Annotated in this window: 21 protein-coding genes and 1 pseudogene; 9 read left to right on the top strand and 13 right to left on the bottom strand. The window is 40.0% G+C overall.

The window, feature by feature from the left end:
* Nucleotides 1-20: 20 nt before the first annotated feature.
* The 4 genes from O2S85_RS18410 to O2S85_RS18425 all read right to left on the bottom strand — a co-directional run bounded on the left by O2S85_RS18410 (nt 21) and on the right by O2S85_RS18425 (nt 2,953).
* Complete coding sequence (locus tag O2S85_RS18410; protein WP_269410731.1) at nt 21-995, bottom strand: mannose/fructose/sorbose PTS transporter subunit IIA; 975 nt, start codon at nt 993-995, stop codon at nt 21-23.
* Nucleotides 996-1,439: 444 nt separating this feature from the next.
* Entirely contained in the window at nt 1,440-1,811 is a 372-nt protein-coding gene (locus O2S85_RS18415; RefSeq protein ID WP_269410732.1) for a DUF956 family protein, read from the bottom strand.
* Between the two features lie 190 nt (nt 1,812-2,001).
* Complete coding sequence (rlmH, locus tag O2S85_RS18420; RefSeq protein ID WP_269410733.1) at nt 2,002-2,481, bottom strand: 23S rRNA (pseudouridine(1915)-N(3))-methyltransferase RlmH; 480 nt, start codon at nt 2,479-2,481, stop codon at nt 2,002-2,004.
* Nucleotides 2,482-2,776: 295 nt separating this feature from the next.
* Complete coding sequence (locus O2S85_RS18425; RefSeq protein ID WP_269410734.1) at nt 2,777-2,953, bottom strand: hypothetical protein; 177 nt, start codon at nt 2,951-2,953, stop codon at nt 2,777-2,779.
* Nucleotides 2,954-3,156: 203 nt separating this feature from the next.
* Between O2S85_RS18425 and O2S85_RS18430 the strand changes: the two genes are divergently transcribed.
* Together O2S85_RS18430 and O2S85_RS18435 are read left to right on the top strand one after the other, a co-directional pair.
* Nucleotides 3,157-4,098, top strand: a complete 942-nt coding sequence (locus tag O2S85_RS18430) for an SDR family oxidoreductase (RefSeq protein WP_439649467.1) — start codon at nt 3,157-3,159, stop codon at nt 4,096-4,098.
* Between the two features lie 201 nt (nt 4,099-4,299).
* Entirely contained in the window at nt 4,300-4,659 is a 360-nt protein-coding gene (locus O2S85_RS18435; protein WP_269410736.1) for a Lin0512 family protein, read from the top strand.
* Between the two features lie 284 nt (nt 4,660-4,943).
* Here O2S85_RS18435 and O2S85_RS18440 read toward each other — a convergent pair whose 3' ends face one another.
* On the bottom strand, nt 4,944-6,488 hold the full coding sequence (locus O2S85_RS18440; protein WP_269410737.1) for a M14 family metallopeptidase: 1,545 nt from the start codon (nt 6,486-6,488) through the stop codon (nt 4,944-4,946).
* 461 nt (nt 6,489-6,949) lie between these two features.
* Nucleotides 6,950-7,156: a twin-arginine translocase TatA/TatE family subunit gene (tatA, locus tag O2S85_RS18445; RefSeq protein ID WP_269410738.1), complete on the bottom strand. Its 207-nt coding sequence runs from the start codon at nt 7,154-7,156 to the stop codon at nt 6,950-6,952.
* A 140-nt stretch (nt 7,157-7,296) separates the two neighbouring features.
* Here tatA and O2S85_RS18450 point away from each other — a divergent pair, with 140 nt between their 5' ends.
* The 5 genes and pseudogenes from O2S85_RS18450 (at nt 7,297) to O2S85_RS18470 (ending at nt 11,027) form a co-directional block, all read left to right on the top strand.
* Nucleotides 7,297-7,920: a GNAT family N-acetyltransferase gene (locus O2S85_RS18450; RefSeq protein ID WP_269410739.1), complete on the top strand. Its 624-nt coding sequence runs from the start codon at nt 7,297-7,299 to the stop codon at nt 7,918-7,920.
* Nucleotides 7,917-8,294: a nucleoside 2-deoxyribosyltransferase gene (locus O2S85_RS18455; RefSeq protein WP_269410740.1), complete on the top strand. Its 378-nt coding sequence runs from the start codon at nt 7,917-7,919 to the stop codon at nt 8,292-8,294. The genes O2S85_RS18450 and O2S85_RS18455 overlap by 4 nt, the downstream gene beginning before the upstream one ends.
* A gap of 130 nt (nt 8,295-8,424) precedes the next feature.
* Entirely contained in the window at nt 8,425-9,375 is a 951-nt protein-coding gene (locus tag O2S85_RS18460) for a response regulator transcription factor (protein WP_269410741.1), read from the top strand.
* A 101-nt stretch (nt 9,376-9,476) separates the two neighbouring features.
* Nucleotides 9,477-10,325 (top strand): annotated as a pseudogene (locus O2S85_RS18465) (ABC transporter ATP-binding protein).
* Nucleotides 10,326-11,027 carry an ABC transporter permease gene (locus O2S85_RS18470; RefSeq protein ID WP_269410742.1) on the top strand — a complete coding sequence of 234 codons (702 nt, stop codon included), beginning with the start codon at nt 10,326-10,328 and terminating at the stop codon, nt 11,025-11,027.
* A gap of 17 nt (nt 11,028-11,044) precedes the next feature.
* Here the strand turns inward: O2S85_RS18470 and O2S85_RS18475 are convergent, their stop codons facing one another.
* On the bottom strand, nt 11,045-11,218 hold the full coding sequence (locus O2S85_RS18475) for a hypothetical protein (RefSeq protein ID WP_269410743.1): 174 nt from the start codon (nt 11,216-11,218) through the stop codon (nt 11,045-11,047).
* A 139-nt stretch (nt 11,219-11,357) separates the two neighbouring features.
* Here O2S85_RS18475 and O2S85_RS18480 point away from each other — a divergent pair, with 139 nt between their 5' ends.
* Entirely contained in the window at nt 11,358-11,846 is a 489-nt protein-coding gene (locus tag O2S85_RS18480) for a GNAT family N-acetyltransferase (RefSeq protein WP_269410744.1), read from the top strand.
* 91 nt (nt 11,847-11,937) lie between these two features.
* Here the strand turns inward: O2S85_RS18480 and O2S85_RS18485 are convergent, their stop codons facing one another.
* The 3 genes from O2S85_RS18485 to O2S85_RS18495 all read right to left on the bottom strand — a co-directional run bounded on the left by O2S85_RS18485 (nt 11,938) and on the right by O2S85_RS18495 (nt 14,616).
* Entirely contained in the window at nt 11,938-12,234 is a 297-nt protein-coding gene (locus O2S85_RS18485; protein WP_269410745.1) for a 4a-hydroxytetrahydrobiopterin dehydratase, read from the bottom strand.
* A 248-nt stretch (nt 12,235-12,482) separates the two neighbouring features.
* On the bottom strand, nt 12,483-14,195 hold the full coding sequence (locus O2S85_RS18490; protein WP_269410746.1) for an ABC transporter ATP-binding protein: 1,713 nt from the start codon (nt 14,193-14,195) through the stop codon (nt 12,483-12,485).
* 256 nt (nt 14,196-14,451) lie between these two features.
* On the bottom strand, nt 14,452-14,616 hold the full coding sequence (locus O2S85_RS18495) for a hypothetical protein (RefSeq protein WP_269410747.1): 165 nt from the start codon (nt 14,614-14,616) through the stop codon (nt 14,452-14,454).
* A 103-nt stretch (nt 14,617-14,719) separates the two neighbouring features.
* On the opposite strand from O2S85_RS18495, the gene O2S85_RS18500 reads away from it, so the two are divergent.
* A complete protein-coding gene (locus O2S85_RS18500) occupies nt 14,720-15,094 on the top strand; it encodes a DoxX family protein (protein ID WP_269410748.1) in 375 nt (124 codons plus the stop codon).
* A gap of 256 nt (nt 15,095-15,350) precedes the next feature.
* Here O2S85_RS18500 and O2S85_RS18505 read toward each other — a convergent pair whose 3' ends face one another.
* The 3 genes from O2S85_RS18505 to O2S85_RS18515 form a co-directional block, all read right to left on the bottom strand.
* A complete protein-coding gene (locus O2S85_RS18505) occupies nt 15,351-16,574 on the bottom strand; it encodes a S1C family serine protease (RefSeq protein WP_269410749.1) in 1,224 nt (407 codons plus the stop codon).
* Between the two features lie 122 nt (nt 16,575-16,696).
* Entirely contained in the window at nt 16,697-17,494 is a 798-nt protein-coding gene (locus O2S85_RS18510; RefSeq protein WP_269410750.1) for an MBL fold metallo-hydrolase, read from the bottom strand.
* Nucleotides 17,491-18,414, bottom strand: a complete 924-nt coding sequence (locus tag O2S85_RS18515) for a two-component system regulatory protein YycI (RefSeq protein ID WP_269410751.1) — start codon at nt 18,412-18,414, stop codon at nt 17,491-17,493. The genes O2S85_RS18510 and O2S85_RS18515 overlap by 4 nt, the downstream gene beginning before the upstream one ends.
* Nucleotide 18,415: the final 1 nt, after the last annotated feature.

An 18,415-nucleotide genomic window follows, 5' to 3' on the forward strand; every position in this document is an offset into this window, starting at 1 on the left:
AATCTCCCTTTTTCTGATAATTAGGATCGCTTCCGTTTGTCTAACTCCGCTTGAGCCCTTTTAATAATTTCATCCATGTCGCCTTGTGAATCGTTTGGAACTTTGCGTACATCGAAGCTCAGACCAGCTTCTTTTAACTTATTGAAAGCATCAATATCATCTTGGCTAAAGGCCAACACCTTATTCGGTTGAACTTTACCAGGTGAGTGTGCCATGGAACCAACGTTGATTGTCTCCAGTGGAACACCGCCTTCAACCGCCCTAAGCGCATCTTGCGGGTTTTCAAAAAGAAGTAACGCGCGCTGGCCACCAAAGTGTTGATCATCTTTAGCTAGTTCGATCATTTTATAGATAGGAACAACATGTGCTTTTACACCTGAAGGAGCAGCCTGTTGGATTAATTTCTTACGGAGTTCATCCTTCGCTACTTCATCAGATACAACGATGATACGTGTAGGCTGTGTACTTTTCGTCCAGGATGTTGCTACTTGTCCATGAAGTAAACGAGAGTCAATACGCGCTAACACGTATTCAAATTTACCAGGAGCACCTGCATTTGATGGTTGAGCAGTATCTGCAGCAGAATCTGCGGGCTCTAATTCTTCAGGTTTTACTTTAACCGCTTCTTTAGCTGTACCGAGAATATGTGCAGCGATTTCATGCGCTGTGTTCATTGAAAGACGCGATGCATAAGCTTCGATCAACATTGCTAAGTTCAAACCAGCAACGATTGCCCATTTATCTTTGGGTTCTTCTATCAAGCTGTTGGCTTGGTTAAAAGGAGTTCCACCCCAAAGATCGACTAAGAATAATACTTCATCTTGATTGTCGAAAGAGGCGATTGCTTCTTTCATTTTTGCCTTTACATCATCAGGTCCTTCGCTTGGCATTAATGTAATTGCCTTCACATTTTCTTGTTCTCCAAAGATCATTGATCCAGATTGCAAAATACCATTAGCAAATTCACCGTGACTGGCAATGATAATTCCTACCATCTTTTTACCTCCTCTTATGATTGTTAAGGCTTAAAATAAACATGGTAAGCTCCCAAAGTAGTATTTTTCAAACTCTTCTAAAGCGATTACATGGTTGGTTAAAAAACAATAAAAAAGGCATGAGTAAAAAATAGATTAGTAGAATTAAATAAAGGCAGGGTATAGAAGGACCCTTGTTCTTTGTTTAATCACTTCTTTTTACTCATGCCTGATCGAATCAGTAACACGTAATTATTTGATTTTTTGAAAGGACTTTAATACACAGCGTTATATAAATCAGCTTCCGAATCACTTTACGAGCTTCCGTAAATTATCTTAACACACCGGTTATTCTCTTTCAATAAAATAGGTTATTTGTCCCCTCTCTGTAACAGTTGGTTTGACAATTATGAAGATGACCCAACAAAAAAAGACAAGTTCCAACCTGTCTTGAATGTAAAATCCTTACCTTTTAAATATACTCTTGAAATTGCGTTTGATTACATCAAAGAAACTTAATGATTGGACCATATGATTTGGATCAACGTATTCGCGAATGGCTCGAAAGACCTTTTTTGGATCTTTAGAAGAAAATGAATATGTCCCATTCCGCTTCGTTTGGATAGCATAACGCGGGATCCATTTCCCTTTGAACAAAACTGAAGCAATCACGTAATCAACTTCTTCCCAAGGAATTTGAATAAATTTACGAGCATCACGATTATTGAAGAATTCAAATCCTTTGTCTCCAATCATAATTTTACCATAATCTGAAATTCTTATATGTGAGGTTGCATCAATAACTAAATCGACTTTTGTATTGATTGATTGGACCATTTGATCTACCTCATTTCTTTCTTTTACTCATAATTATTATACACCGCCTTACTATTTTAAACAAAAAATACCTTGGGACAGTTTTCGGCTTTTTTCAGATGGAGCCTGTTAGTAGTGGATGCGTTCCTTATTGATCATTTTCTACTTTATCCATTGTCATCGGTTTTTTAAATAGTTCAATCTATACTATTCACTTATGGTACGGTTCCCCTCTAATAATCCTAAACCCCCGATAAACCTGCTCCAACAATACCAACCTCATCACCTGATGTGGGAACGTCATCTTGGAAAATGACAATGCCAAATCACTCCGCTTCTGCACCGCATCACTGAGCCCAAGCGATCCCCCAATAACAAACGCTACCTTACTCCTTCCATACGTAGCAAGCTCGTCCATTTTAGCTGCAAACTGCTCCGAGTTCAGCATTTTCCCATTGATTTCAAGTGTAATGACAAACGTATCCGGCTTGATATGTCCGAGAATACGTTCACCTTCTTTCCGCTTTACTTCTTCCATTTCCGCATCACTCATATTTTCCGGAGCCTTTTCATCCGCTACTTCCACAATACTAACTTTGGCATAGGCACCCAACCGCTTCAAATATTCCTGGATCCCTTGCTTCAGGTATTTCTCTTTTAATTTACCAACTGCAACAATGGTAATATTCATATATCCGTTTCTTCCTTTTCCTGTTGAAATAAGTGATGAAGCATACAGTCTTTATCCGTAAAAATTATTCCATCGTCTTATAAAGCAATCTTGTTTATAACTAGTTTGACATACAAAAGAACAATGTCAAGATTGTCTTTTTGTTATCAGCTCAGGGGTTAAAGGAATTGTGACTAATATAATAAATAAAACAGGGCAGAAGTTGGCATTTCCGTTTCGACCCTGTTTTTATATGCTGAACCACTAAAATGTAATCATGCTATCTAACTTATACTCCCTTTCATTATACTTTGCATCATTCCCATCTCTTAACAAGTGGATAGTACGGCTCATAACGCGGATTTGTGTAGTATGGTGGTCTTTTTACGATAACAGGCATGGACCAATTAGATTGAAGATAATTCATGTTTACTTTTTCATCCGATTGGTTAACCAGCAGCCATTTTACCTTAGGGTTAAATTCCATACGCAATCGTGACACCTCCCTGCAGCATTCTACGTAAAACGATGAGGGTTGGAGCAGGTCCATCATGGCACAATCCCGCATGCACATAAACGATCGCCCAGTCATACATTACATAGGATAAACATCAAAGGGAGGTTGTACAGTTGCATAATCAAGAAAGGCCTTCAAACAATAATGATCAAATTTACACAGAGGATGAATTACGTGAGATACGGGCATATCAAAGATGGTTTGCGGAAAATAAACAAACAAAACCATATCCCTTATATCCAAATTACGGCAAAATAACACGTTATGAAGAAGTACCGTTAGCTAATCCGGAACAACGTCAGCTAAGGCAACCCGGATACGAAGACCTTATGGTTCCTAAACCAATTATCGAAAACCCTAACTATAAAGGGAGCGGAAAACTGAAGAACAAGATAGCTTTAATAACCGGAGGAGACAGCGGAATGGGTGCAGCGGCAGCAATTGCGTTTGCAAAAGAAGGGGCAAATGTAGCTATCGCATATTTAGATGAACATAATGATGCCGAACGTACCAAAAATAGGATAGAGGAGCTTGGTCAAAGGTGTCTCCTGTTACCTGGAGATCTAAGGGAAAAACAACAATGTAAAACCATCGTGGATCAGACAGTTAACACATTTGGCGGGCTGGACATTCTCTGTAATCATGTTGGCATTCAATTTCAACAAAATAGTCTGCTTGATATTACAGATGAGCAATTTGATGAAACATTTAAAGTTAATATTTACGCCCATTTTTATATTACCAGAGCCGCTTTACCGCATTTAAAACCGGGAAGCTCCATCATTGGTACAACATCCGTCGTTACTTATGCCGGAGAACCACAGCTAATTGACTATTCGGCAACCAAAGGGGCTATTGTTGGATGGACACGGTCACTTGCCAAAAGTCTTGCTGATCAAGGGATTCGGGTAAATGCTATTGCACCTGGGAGAATATGGACACCGCTTATTCCCGCGAGCTTCTCATCTGATGAAAATGCCTTGCATGGGAATAACCTATTCAACCGTATGGGACAGCCGTTTGAACTCGCCCCGACTTTTGTCTATCTTGCCTCTGATGATTCCCAACTGGTAACGGGGCAAGTATTGCATGTGGATGGAGGGGAATCGACCAATTCTTAAAGCAATACAAAAAACTTGGAATAGAGATAGGGGAGATGTCTAACTACTTCTCTTTCTCTCTCACCCTATAATCGGGATTTTATCCCTTTTTAGTCCCCTTGTTAATTTACTAAAATATTGCATGCCAACCTAATCTGTGTTTGTATGAGGTATATCATGGGAAAATAAATACAAAACAACCCAAGAAGGGAAGGAACTACTTTGCAACAACTCTTATTCATTCAAACCGGGACAGGTATTGATGTACATGGGCAGGATGTAACAATCGCATCACAACGGGCGGTACAGGATGCGATTCATTACAATTCCATGCCGGGTATTGCCAAAATGTTGCCTGATGAAAAGCTCGACAATATGAAAGTAAATGTGAAGTTGGCAGTGCCGGCTGACCAGGATAAAGTGGATGTCGAAAAAATTAAAGCAAAGATTCCATATGGCACGGTTACTGTAGAAGTTGTTGTTGGCGGAATGGCTACAACCAGCGGGATTTTTCTGGAGGACAAGCAGGATAAGAATGATCAGATGTATATCGTCAATGCGGCTGTTGAAGTTGGGTACTAAGTTATCAATGTTATGAATGATGGTTAAGTACTACCGTATGTTTGATTCGCTTTTGAAGATTTATGACAACTTGTTAAAACAAGGTATAAATACAAAAAATTGCTTGATAGTTCCTACTGATTGCAATCGTTCTTGTAATGATATACCCATACAGCATGTTGTAAACGTGCTATATGGGTATGTTAAACTTCAAATGAAACGTTACCATTTTCTATCCAACCATTAGCATCATCCTCATTTAGTAATATTTTATTGCTACAACATGAGTCATACTTTTAATAGCATCAAATGGAAACCTCCCATTTTTCCAGTAAATAATCTGTATATGCTCGGAGATTATCGAATGCTGTTTCCGTAAGTAGCTCATCGCTATATTGATGGTCTAGTAATTTCCCAAGACTGGTCAAATGCTTGGCTACTTTATCTGCATCATCTTGTTTTTCAAATCGATCAATCGCGGTTAAATGCTCTTTTAATGTACGCGCGGCTTGATCACTATCAAAGTCCCCTTGATTTTCAAAATGTTCTACCTGTTTTTTCATATTTTCTGCGGAGCCAGGATTGGTACTATCGTACAGTGCCAACCCCTCTATTTGATGATTTGGAGCACCTTCATCAATCAGGAGTGGGATAACTGTCATCATTGGCTGCTCCATCGATAGATACACGCCACCATTGTCTTCGAAGTTTTCCGTCTCCAACGAAAATAGTCGAATATGCCGGTCGATATCCTTAGCCTGTTCATTATCAAGCAAATAACCGCTTGGTGCTGGGTCCAACGCAACCCAATCTGCTTCATCCCAGCCATGGGTCCCATCTAAATAGAAGGTTTCCTGGTTTGCCCCGGCCTTTTCCTTATGCTTCGGTGCTTCTGTTACCACATCTACTACATCCGTATAACGTTCCTGATAAAAATTCAGCACAGACTCTATCGTGGCCATATGCATATCCACACGGGAATTAGGTTCTGCTTTACCCGGGGTTTCGATCAGTAAGGAAAGCCCATGCCGCAGTCCACCCATATTACGCAAAATACGTTCCGATCCACTTCCAGATCCCGGCGGTGTTCCGTATTCCCCGGTTGTGAATCCGGCTTCCTCTACATCTGGAAATAAGTAATCCTCTACCATCTCTATATTGAGGTCACGTAATTTTTCATCAACATTCAGATTACGTGGCCATAACATTTCCACATCTGGATCACCGTAGTCTCGCGGACGTTCATGGGCATCAACAGTGATATCTGGTTTAAATGTATTCATCATCTCGGCAATCACCTGAATTTCGGGTGTTTCCAATTTTAAATGGTCCCGATTGTTATCAATTCCCGAAGCATTTCCACGGGTATTCGACTGTCTGCCATCCGGGTTTGGCGTTGGGACAAACAAAATAGTAGATTTACTTAACATATCAATGGTTTCTTGATCATCGCTGAATGCCAGGTTCCGCAATGTCTTCAATGTCATTTCACGTCCAGCGGGTTCATTCCCGTGTGGCGTACCCATAATCAATACATTTCGGCCATCCGCTATTTCTTCATCTGATGGAACCTCCGGATAGCCTACTTTTGCCATATAAATTGGCCAACCTTCCCCAGAATTTCCAATCTGTTCATATGTCACTCGATCCGATAACTCAGAAACCTTCTCCAAAAATTTAGCTTCTTCATCAAGCGTTGTCCAACCATCGCCATCCCTATCCTCAAATCCAGTAGTTGGCGGATCATCGGAATTTATTCCTTCACCCGCATGTCCTGTTATTGGATTGATAGTTATGAATAAAACAATAGCTAAAAATGAAATAACTTTTCCCCATATTCCTCTTCTCATTTGTATCCTCCTTGTATATTATGTTTAAACCTATTTAGCATTGATAGCTTATTATATAACGCCTCCTTCAGATGAATTATAAAACTGATACTTCCATCAACACTTACCAACAACAGCCTTTTCAAGTTGCTCAAATAAGTAGTAACCGGTTTTGTCTACTAATTTTAAACAAGTATAATAGATTTAAAATGAAGATACTGTCAGATCGTGTCAGGTTTAAATAACTTTTTAAAAATGAATAACAAGTACTAGCATATTGAGTAGAAATTACAACTTACCGACTACTTCTATTAATCGGAATGAATGACAAGGGTAGTCCTAATGGTTTTATAATTTATTCAAGAGGATAGTGTCTTTTTGAGGTATCATCTCCATTTTTAAAATATCATTGTTTTTGGGCTTTTAAACATCCTCTACTATAATGAAAAAGAGAAAGCAATCTGCCTTCTCTTCTGCATGTCTTATTCCTTTGGTGATTTTGTGCTTTCGCTTGTTTCTTTGGATTTATCATCACTATCGCTAATCAACTCATTAGCGGAGGATTTAAATTCATGTAACGTCTGACCCGCCGCTTTGCCAATTTCCGGGAGTTTCTTCGGTCCAAAAATAATAAGCGCTAATATAACGATAAGAATTAAACCGGGAATGCCAATATTGCTTAAACCCATAAAGGTCACCTCTTTTAGCTTTATTTTACCCAAGTAGTTCTCTTTTATCCCGGTTCTGCCATATAATAAATTAGGACAATTAGTAACTGAATTTTGTGATACAATATTACTACTAGTAATGAGATAAGGATGTGCTTGCCATGTTTTATCAAGAAGTCGATGAAGAGATCACGTTAAAATTACTGGTATTAACCGATGCGGAAGCGTTATTCAGCCTGACCGATCAATTCCGGGACAATTTACGGAAATGGCTTAGTTGGGTCGATAAAACAGAAACAGTTGACGATTCCCGTGCATTCATCGAATATACCTTACAACAATACAGTGAAAAAACTGGACTGACGGCTGCTGTTATGTATCGCGGACAACTTGCTGGTACGGTCAGCTTTAACAGCTTCGACTGGACTAACCGAATCGGATATATCGGTTATTGGCTGGCAGACAGCTTTCAGGGAAAAGGGATTATGACTCGATCTTGTCGTGCGCTGGTTGAACACGGTTTTACCGAGTTAGCGTTAAACCGAATCGATATTCGCGCTGCATATGAAAACCAAAAAAGCCGGGCAATCCCTGAACGGTTGGGATTTGTTGAAGAAGGATTGCTCAGACAAACGGAATGGCTGTATGACCATTATGTGGATCATGTTGTTTATGGCATGTTGGCAGACGAATGGCAAACAGAAGAGATGAAGCAACAACATGAAACAAGTGAAGAACATGTGCCAACCGATGAAAGTGAAGAAAGCGGGGAACCTCTGGAGTGAATTTTTATATTGCATCCAGCTTCGCCAACAAGGAATTGGTTCGATATGTTGCCTTAAAACTAACTGTAAAAGGGTACAAGCACACCTATGACTGGACCATCAATCAGCAAGCAATAGATATGAAAACATTAAAGGTAATTGGCGAGGCAGAAAAACGTGCTATTGCCGCATGCGATATATTTATTTTGCTGCTCCCCGCCGGCAAAGGGAGTCATACTGAGCTAGGCCTGGCACTTGCCTTGGAAAAGGATATATACATTTATTCACCAGAAAATGCTGAAGGTGATTTGGCAATTTCCTTTTATTATGTTGATGGAGTTAAACGGTTCCATGGCAAGATTGATGACTTTCTGGTGACGATTGGTTTGGCTTAGAGTAGCATATCTGAAAAATTTAATTTCAATCCGTGCATACGACGAATTGGGTATGGCGGGTTGGATATTTTTATGCCATACTTTAACCGAATGAACCGGAAAACAGCTATCATTCGATAGGAGAATGTCCATGACTACTTTGAAAATAGATCAGGAGACAACAGCGAACCATAAATTACCTAAATTTTCTATTAACATTGACAGTTCCCAGGCGACAGCGATCTATAGCGATATTGATTTGCAGGCAGAGCTGGTTAAAGTGCTGAGGGAAAACCACGATGTGAAATTATTTGATTATCAAGAAGGATTGTACGAACGACTCACTGTTCAGGGGAATATCAAATTCTTCCATCAATGGTTTAATTGCCAAACACCACTTGCGGAAATTTTAGTGATGTTCCAGCTGACAAACTGTGCAAAAACGGCATTACGGAAATGTAGTACATCAGAAATCCGCCGGGTTTTTTATGCCAAGCACTATATGGCAGGTGCAAATTTAAATGTTTTTCGGGAACCGATTCACGGTGTTGACGTCCTTACCATCAATACCTTCATCAAAATGCTCAAGCAAATGGCACAAGAAAGCAAGCAGGTGCTTTTATTGGTATCCAACATGGAGCATGCCCTGTTGCTTGGTGATATTGCCTACCGTCTGCAGGATCAGGGCTTACATGAATTGGAAACTGAAACACAAGAAGAACAAAAGGCAGCTGAAGAAACACCCATCAGTCTCACCGTAGAAAAGATGTTCAAAGTTCCGGCCAAAGTCGACGATAAAGTCATCTTGTTTGATCCAACTGAAATTGATTACATCGAAAGCCAGGATGGGAAATCTTCTATCGTGATTAATAATGAATCCTTTGCGCTGGACTCGACCTTGACAGAAATAGAACAGAAATTGGAACTATATGGGTTTTACCGATGCCATCGTTCATACATTGTCAACCTGCAAAAGGTCAGGGAAATTATCACATGGTCAAAGAATACATATTCGTTAAGGATCGATAACAAGGTTCAATCAACTATTCCTTTATCACGGACAAAAATACAAGCTATCCAGGAAATTTTCAACCTAAAATAGGTACCATTCAGCTGAAAATCCACACAACTCACCTTGATATGACTGCACTTACGGTTCAAACACCGTATGATGAAAACAGTTCAGCAAGGGAGGAGTTTAATATGGAATATATCATCCAAGTCAGGAATTTGAACAAGACATTCAGCAAAAAAACGGCACTTGTCGATGTCAGTTTTGATGTAAAACAAGGAGAAATTTTTGGTTTGCTTGGACCAAGTGGTGCTGGAAAAACGACCATGATCAAAATATTGACTGGAGAGCTTGGTAAAACGGCAGGGGAGATCCAAGTGCTTGGAAAGGGATCGGAAAAGTTTCAATCAGCAAATTTTAAATCACAAATTGGGATCTTATCGGATAATAGTGCCTTATATGAACGGCTAACTGTTTACGATAATCTAAAACTGTTCTGTAGGTTATACAATACACCCCTCAAGTAGATTGATGTCATGTTGGAACAGGTGAATATGCAAGATGAGAGGGAAAAACAAGTCTCCAAACTGTCTAAAGGGATGAAACAGCGCGTCTTGCTGGCAAAAGCGCTAATCCATCAGCCAAAACTGGTTTTTCTGGATGAGCCTACGTCAGCATTGGATCCAGGCAATTCTGCACATATCCACCGGGGGTTACAAACGTTGAATGAAGCAGGTACAACTATCTTCGTCAACACCCATGACATGGAAGAAGCAAATGCATTATGTGACAGGGTAGCTTTTTTACACCAGGGAAAACTGCAGGAAATTGATGCACCCGAAACACTAAGGTACAAATATTCAACCCATGCCTTCCACGTGGAAACATTTAGCGGGGAACGATTGGTAATTGACAATAGTGAAGCAAATGCCGACAAAATCGCCCAATTAATCAAGGATGGTCGCGTCAAAACGATGCATACGGATAACCCGACATTGGGACAGATTTTCCTGAAAGTCACCGGAAAGGAGCTGGTATAAATGAACACGCAGCGGATACAAGCCATATTTGAAAAGGATATCAAAGATTTTATGAAAAATTCCATGCTCTTTTTCATGCCAATACTCCCTATTGTTTTGGCATTATTCTATAGCCGAATGGGGGAAGGAAATGGGGAAGAAATACCATTGATGGTCACCTATTTAGTCGTGGGTACCACCTATTCAGCGGTAACGTCAGGCTGTATGATGATGTTGATGGCTGAAGAAAACGAAAAGAAAACGTTGCGCGGACTCATTCTATCACCGGCATCCTTTATGGATATCATTATTGGCAAAAGCCTTGTCACGACATTAATGACTGTCATTAGCCTATTGATTTCACTATCGATCATGGGCATGGAACCATTTTTACATGTAAAGGCAGTCATTGGTTTAGTATTATTGTTTTTCTTTTTCCTGTTTCTTGGAATCGGCGTTGGACTGTTCGTCAAATCCGTGGGTATTACAACCGTGTATTTAATGCCGATTATGTTTATTTTTGGTTTTACCCCCATGATTAATTTTTTTGGCTTACCCGAAGACGGATTAACCATGAAAATTACCGATTACTTCCCGATTCCGCAACTTATTGATATGGAGGAAACACATTCCTGGATGCCAATTGTAGTTGGAACGATTTGGATGCTGGCGGCAGCGTTGTTTGCTTTTGTCTGTTTTAAAAATGTAAGACGAGATGAGTGATGTTTTGTTTGGATGAATTACATCTTTGCACCAGTTTGGTTATTTCCCGGAAAATAACCGATGTTTCTGACCTGACGTTCCATTCTTACGGCAATTACAAAAGTCATAATAGTTATCATTTCCGGTATCCGTGTATGTTGGCCATCAGAAATCATTCTTATCATTATTTCCCGGGCTAGAAATGGCAGCATGCTTTACGAAAAACAATTAGCACCATTAGTGGTCAGCAGCCACTGTTAGGAACCACCTTCATTCTGGATGTATTGGCTTATGAAAAAATTTCGGGATCATGGTATACTCGTAGAAAATTTCGGGGGAGGTTAAGGGTACATGCATAATCGGATCCGTACAATGAAAACCGATGAGATTTCACAGGTGCAGCATGTTGCCAAAACAAGTTGGAACAGTACGTATGATGGAATCATTCCTGCTGATATACAGAATAATTTCCTGAAGACGGCATATAGTGATGAGCAAATGAAACATCGCCTAAAAAGTTCTTTATTTCTTATTGCAGAAGTGAATGGGGAGATCGTTGGCTTTGCGAATTTTTCTCCCGTTAATGATATTGGCCAGACAGAACTGGGGGCAATATATATTTTGCCAGAACATCAAGGTCTTAGCATTGGAACGGATTTACTGCATGAAGGATTGAAACTGCAACCTGACGCGAAAGAAGTTTTTATTAGTGTGGAAAAGGACAACGATATTGGCAAACATTTTTACGAGGCAAAAGGATTTAAAATTATCTCTGAGTTCGAGGAGGTTTTTGACGGACACTTGTTGCAAACTATCCGTATGGTTTTAAAAGTTCGCTAACTGATAAGCCTTTTATTTCATCATTTCCCGGGAAATATCGACAAATTCCCCGGGTTATTTTTTACACATTCCATTCGTCGCATTCACATGGTTACTTCTCCGCCCGTTCAAATAACTGATCAAAATGGTGAATCATTTCAAAGTCTAAATCGGTAAGCCCCTTTGCCCGCCAAGAGGTGATCTTGAGGGTAACCGCTTTATAATCAATTGCAATAAAGGGATGATGATTCTTGCTTTCTGCGTACTCAGCAACTTGATCCACAAAACGAACCCCGGCCAAAAAGTTTTTAAAGTGATATTTCCTGGCAACCCACTTTTCATCTAACCGTTTCCACTTGGGCAATTGTTCCAGCTCTTTTGCAATTTGTTCTTCACTTAACCGTTCCATTTGTAATTCTCCTTTCCCTCTTTTTCCAGGTTGATGTCATTCTTCAAAATGTTTATGCACAGATTATCCACAGGTTTTTGTGCATAAGTTTGTGGAAAAAACCTGATTATATATGTTTATCCACAAACAACAATGCTAAAACTTGAAAAAACATCCGTCACCATGTGTTGTGACCGACGGATTTTTCAACCGCTGCATTCCTTCCCGTATCTTATTCATGGTTTACGATTAATATTACTATTTGCTTGCTACATCTGCACGCGATGGAGATGGGCAAATATGCCTTGGCGTTGTAATAGTTGATCATGATTTCCTTCCTCTTCAATGCCATTTTTGGTAACGACCATAATACGATCCGCATTTTTAATTGTGGCTAAACGATGGGCGATAACAATGGTTGTTCGATCTTTTGCCAATTCGGTTAGTGCCTGTTGAATAATCATTTCCGTCTCCGTATCCAAGGCAGAAGTTGCTTCATCCAAAATCAGTATAGGCGGGTTTTTAAGAAACATCCGGGCAATCGCAATTCGCTGTTTTTGACCGCCTGACAGTTTCAATCCACGTTCACCAACTTGAGTTTCATAGCCATCCGGGAGGTCATTAATAAATTCCTCCATATGAGCCCGTTTAGCAGCTAGCTCAATTTCTTCCATCGTCGCATTGAGTTTTCCATAAGCAATATTTTCCCGTAGTGTTCCGGTAAATAGAAATACATCTTGCTGGACAATACCAACCTGGTTTCTTAAGGATTCTTTGGTCATATCACGGATATCCAGGCCATCAATCACGATTCGACCGCTATCAACATCGTAAAAACGGGGGATAAGCGAGCTGATCGTTGTTTTTCCTGCACCGGATGGCCCGACAAAAGCAACTGTTTCCCCTGCATTAATGACAAAGCTTAGTGATTTTAATACCGGTGCTTGTGTTTTTTCATAGCCAAATGTTACCCGATCAAAGAAGATATCTCCCTTTAAATGGGAAACAGTTTGTGCACCTTTTTGATCGGTTACATCGGGGGAGACCTTCAACATATCTGTAAACCGTTTAAAACCAGCCATACCTTTTGGATATAACTCAAGTAAGGCACTTATTTTTTCAATTGGTTTGAACAATACATTCGTAAATAACACAAATGCAACTAATTCACCCATTTCCATCCGTCCGTTAAAAGTCAGCCATGCGCCAACAACCAAGACGACCAAAATGATAAAGCGCATCATCATATAAATATTGGAATTGACAAAAGCCATTACCTTATAAGCACCAATTTTTGCTTTACGAAAGCTGTAATTATCCTTGGTAAACCGATCCATTTCAAAGCCTTCATTAGTAAACGACTGAACCACCCGTACCCCGGAAATAGCATCTTCAACGCGGGCATTGACGTTGGCAATATCATAATACATCTTACGCCAAGCCTTGCTCATTTTTATATTACTGTACGCGATCAGCCATATTAATATCGGAACTATGATTAAAATGATAACGGCCAACTGAAAGTTAATGTTAAACATCAGCAGAAAGGCACCAACAAAAGTCATCATCGCTATGAAAAAATCCTCCGGGCCATGGTGGGCAAGTTCGCCAATATCAAATAAATCATTGGTAATCCGGCTCATAATGTGTCCTGTCTTGGTATTATCAAAAAAGCGAAATGATTGCTTTTGTACATGATTAAATAATTGCTGCCGCATGTCGGTTTCAATGTTCACACCAAGTTTGTGACCCCAATACGTGACAACATATTGTAAAAAAGTACTAAGTAAATAAACAAGCAAAAGGCTGATACTGACAAGTACGATCAGGTTCCAGTTCCCGCTGGGCAGGAGTTTATCAATAAATGATTGCACCGCCACCGGAAAAGCGAGTTCTAACAGCGCGACAATGACTGCGCAGGAAAAATCTATCAAAAATAGCCGACGATGTGGTTTATAATAGGAGAAAAATTGTCTAATCAATATGGCACATCCTTTATAAAAAATGAATGTCTACAAGGATTATAAGCGTTGCCATGTCAATTAGCAATAGGGACGCATTTTTAGAGACTTATACTAGTAAAAATTATTACTCGGGACCGGTTGCACATTTAATGATCAATTCAACTTAAAATATAACAATATTGGCCAAAATTGGGTTAGACATCAACCAGGTGTATCAGCTTATCGACCGCATAATAGGGGATATCAACCGTGGCCGCGGGTTATCGACCACTTCCTAGGACATATCAACCAAGGGTACATCCGTATCAACCGCTTGTGCCCAGCTATCGACCAAATTCACATCTGTATCAACCACATCGGCCAAATTATCGACCAGGGATACGAATATATCAATCACTTCTCCTCCCATATTGACAGTAACACCTGAACTTTCAGCCAAGTATCAGCTAGTTTTATCCAAAAACCAATAAACATAAAATGCTTGTCAAGGTTGCCTCATTTTTTGCATATACATAAAGTACGTTTAAATTGGAGGGATAATCATGAGGAGACTGCCATTATTCCATTGGGTTTGTTATATGATCGGTTATGTATTTATTACATCCGGGATCATGAAACTGGTTGACGATAATTTCCAGGTTTTCTTTAGTAATCTGGCGCTGCCATTTCCGAACTCATTTTTATTTCTTGTGGCGATTACTGAGATCGTGTGCGGCACGTTGATTGTCATCCGCCTTTATGTAAAGCAGGCAGCCACACCACTCATTATCATTATGCTTGGTGCCATCTTTCTTACTAAAATTCCGACTTTGACCACTAATCGCGGCTTGCTATCCTTCTTATTTGAGGCCCGGCTGGATATCGTCATGCTCGTGTTACTGGCTGTCATTTGGCTGCATGTCCCAAAAAAAGTATAAGAAAATCCCATCGTGTATTCCTAATTTATAATTATGAACATGTAAATAACAGGCAAACAACAAGTTATCCACAATTTTGTCCACATGTGCACAAACGTTCTTATCGATCAAAAAAAGAACTGCTTCAGCAAAAACAGAGCAGTTCTTTTTTATCTTCCGCAATAGCGAATACGTCATAATCCATATCATTCGATACGTAGGTGCGTCAATTTAGCCGTTACGCCACTAACTGGGTACGGGCACTTTTTGCTTTTCTTTATTTCTCAGTCAATTTAATCGATGTATTATGTTGCTTCCCATTCCGGTAATACGTCACATCCACAGTATCACCAATTTTCTTTTCCCGGTACAATATCTTTCGCAAATCAATCATGTTATCCACAGCTTTGCCATCAAGTTCGGTGATAACATCCAAGCGTTTTAGACCTGCTTCATCTGCAGGAGATAATGGCTCGATATTCCAGATATAGACGCCACCTTTAACCTCTTTTGGCAACTTCAAGGTGTTTTTCCACTCGGATTGCGGGACTTCTTCCAAGGAGTAAATTTCAACACCCAAGTATGGTCTGACCACTTTTCCGTTTTTCGCCAATTCATTGACTATTGGCCTGGCAGAATCAATCGGGATCGCAAAACCAATTCCCTCGACAGCTGTTTGATTGATTTTCATGGAATTAATGCCTATTAGTTGGCCTTCAATATTAATGAGTGCACCACCACTATTTCCCGGATTGATCGCAGCATCGGTCTGGAGCACTTCTGCCTGCCAATCAGGCCGGCCATCCTGATTAAAATCCTGTGGAATAGTCCGTTGCTTCCCGCTAATCACACCTTGGGTAACTGATCCGGAAAAACGCATACCAAGGGGATTTCCTATTGCAATGGCTGGCTCACCAACTTTAACATTGTCAGATGAACCCATTTCAATGACTCCATCCACTTTGTCATCCTTCATCCGTAAGACAGCCAAGTCAGAAAATAAATCACTTCCAAGCAGCTCGGCTTTTAAATGTGTTTCGTCCGATAGAACCACTTCCAAGTCATCGGCACCCTCTACAACATGGTGGTTGGTAATTGCATAGGCATATCCATCCTGCTTTTTATAAATAACACCGGATCCGGTAGCTGCCTCACTTTCTTCGCCTTGCTGATCCCAAAAGTTTCCCTCCCGCTGGATGTTGGAAACACCGACCACAGCTGGGCTAACCTTTTCCACAATATTGGTTAACTGGGTGGTTACATCAACATTTACATAATTATTTTCGGCTGTCCCATCACCCGGATTAGGCTTCTGGTTTTGATTATGATGTTGCTCCGCCTGTTGTGTCCATCTATCGGGTACAATTCCTGTTTTCATTAATGATGGCATGGCAACAATCACCACAACAATCCCGATGACAATACCTAATAGAACGGGTAACCAGCTCCGCCTTTTTTTATTTCGGTTTGGCGGCGGGGGTTGATTATCATAATAGTCCATACATTCAACTCCTTCATTCTACCCATATCATATGTAAAATGAATTACTATCATGCACATAAGCAACTCGTCATAATGATAGGTGGATTTAATTGAATGAGGAACATTGAATTGGGTTTTCGCTTAACCGACTTCGTATAAGGTTGTTGGCTGATAAGGATCTGTATCACATAACTCAATCGTGTGCCCCACATCAATTCCTCGTTCCCCAAGTACATTGCCAACAGACATGCGAGCCAGATCTTTCATGTTATTATCTTGACTTAAATGGGCCAAATAAATACGCTTGGTACGATTGGAAATTATATCACATAATGCCAATCCACTATCATCATTGGAAACATGACCGGAATCGCCCAGAATACGGCGTTTGACATTCCATGGATATCTTCCCATCCGCAGCATTTCCACATCATGGTTCGCCTCAAATATGTAGGCATCCGCACTCTCAACCGTCTTCTTGATTCGCTCGGATACATAGCCCAAATCTGTTACAAGGGCAACTTTCTTACCATCATGTCGAAACGTATAAAACATCGGTTCAGCAGCATCATGGGAAACACCAAATGATTCCACTTCTATATCACCGAATGTTTTAACTTCCTCCATTTCAAAATAAAACTTTTGGTCGAGGGAGAGCTTCCCAATCGATCCTTCCATAGCCTTCCATGTTTTTTCATTCGCATAAATTGGTAAGTTGTATTTGCGTGCAACGATCCCAAGCCCTTTAATATGGTCACTGTGTTCATGCGTGACCAGAATTCCGGATAATGTTTTCGGATCTACTTGAACTTGCCTAAATAAATGATCCATTTTCTTACCACTAAGTCCTGCGTCAACAAGCAGCTTTTGGCTATCCGATTCGATATAAAAGGCATTTCCTGTACTTCCTGATGCCAATACACTAAATCGTAAGGTCATTCCTCTTCACCCCGTTTATTTGTCTCTAATTTTTGATCCAGCTGCTTTATAATCCCCTTGAAATCCCTATCCCCTTTAACAGCAGTGAGGGAGCTTTTGATAGAGGTAATGGAATCTTTTAGAAAAGTGCTATCATCATCATTAGGAAAAGCAAACCCTTCGATCGCATGGATAAAATAATTACGTTTTCCATTTACTGTGATCTTCCATGTCGGTGCAAATGTTTGCTCATCACTGGCAATAGGTTGGGTTGTGTAATAGCCCACTTTTGCACTGGTAATTTTCTCACCTGTATGCAGTTCATTGTGATTATACAATGTATCAATGGCCCGAATCGGCTTAATCAGCGGCTTCTTGCTATTATCAAAATCTTTATTTTCCTTACCCAGCATGGTTTGTGTATAGCAAACAATCTCGTTCTTATCGTTTAAGAATACGAGCAACAGACCTTTGTCGTTATAATAGACAGGCAGTTTATCTTTCTTTTGGAAATAAATGATCACATTCAAATCCTTATCCCAATCCCAATAAACATAACTGTCAGGAGAGAACACGTTATTCTTGATGACATCTTTTGCTTCATCACTATCTTTAATGGGGATAGGTTTATCAAATTTGGAAACAAGTAATTTATCTTTCACAACAGTTATTTTTTGGTTGTCTGTACTGGCAATCCCGCTCAAGTCAGACTCTGAAAAGCTTTTTTGCTTGAGAGAAATGTAGGATTCCTCCAGTTCTCCATCCGGCATTTTTGGTAATGTAATATCCTCCAGTTTTAATTGCTGTTCAATCGTCGACTCCTGTTGTTCCATAATATCCAAATCATTCTTTTCCTGTTTTTGAAAAAACTGAACGGCTAAATACACGTCCAACACGAGAAAGCAGAGGATAAACAGTGTTTTAATCTGACTCCATTGCATC

It is taken from the genome of Lentibacillus daqui, assembly GCF_027186265.1.
Classification (GTDB): Bacteria; Bacillota; Bacilli; order Bacillales; family Amphibacillaceae; genus Lentibacillus_C; species Lentibacillus_C daqui.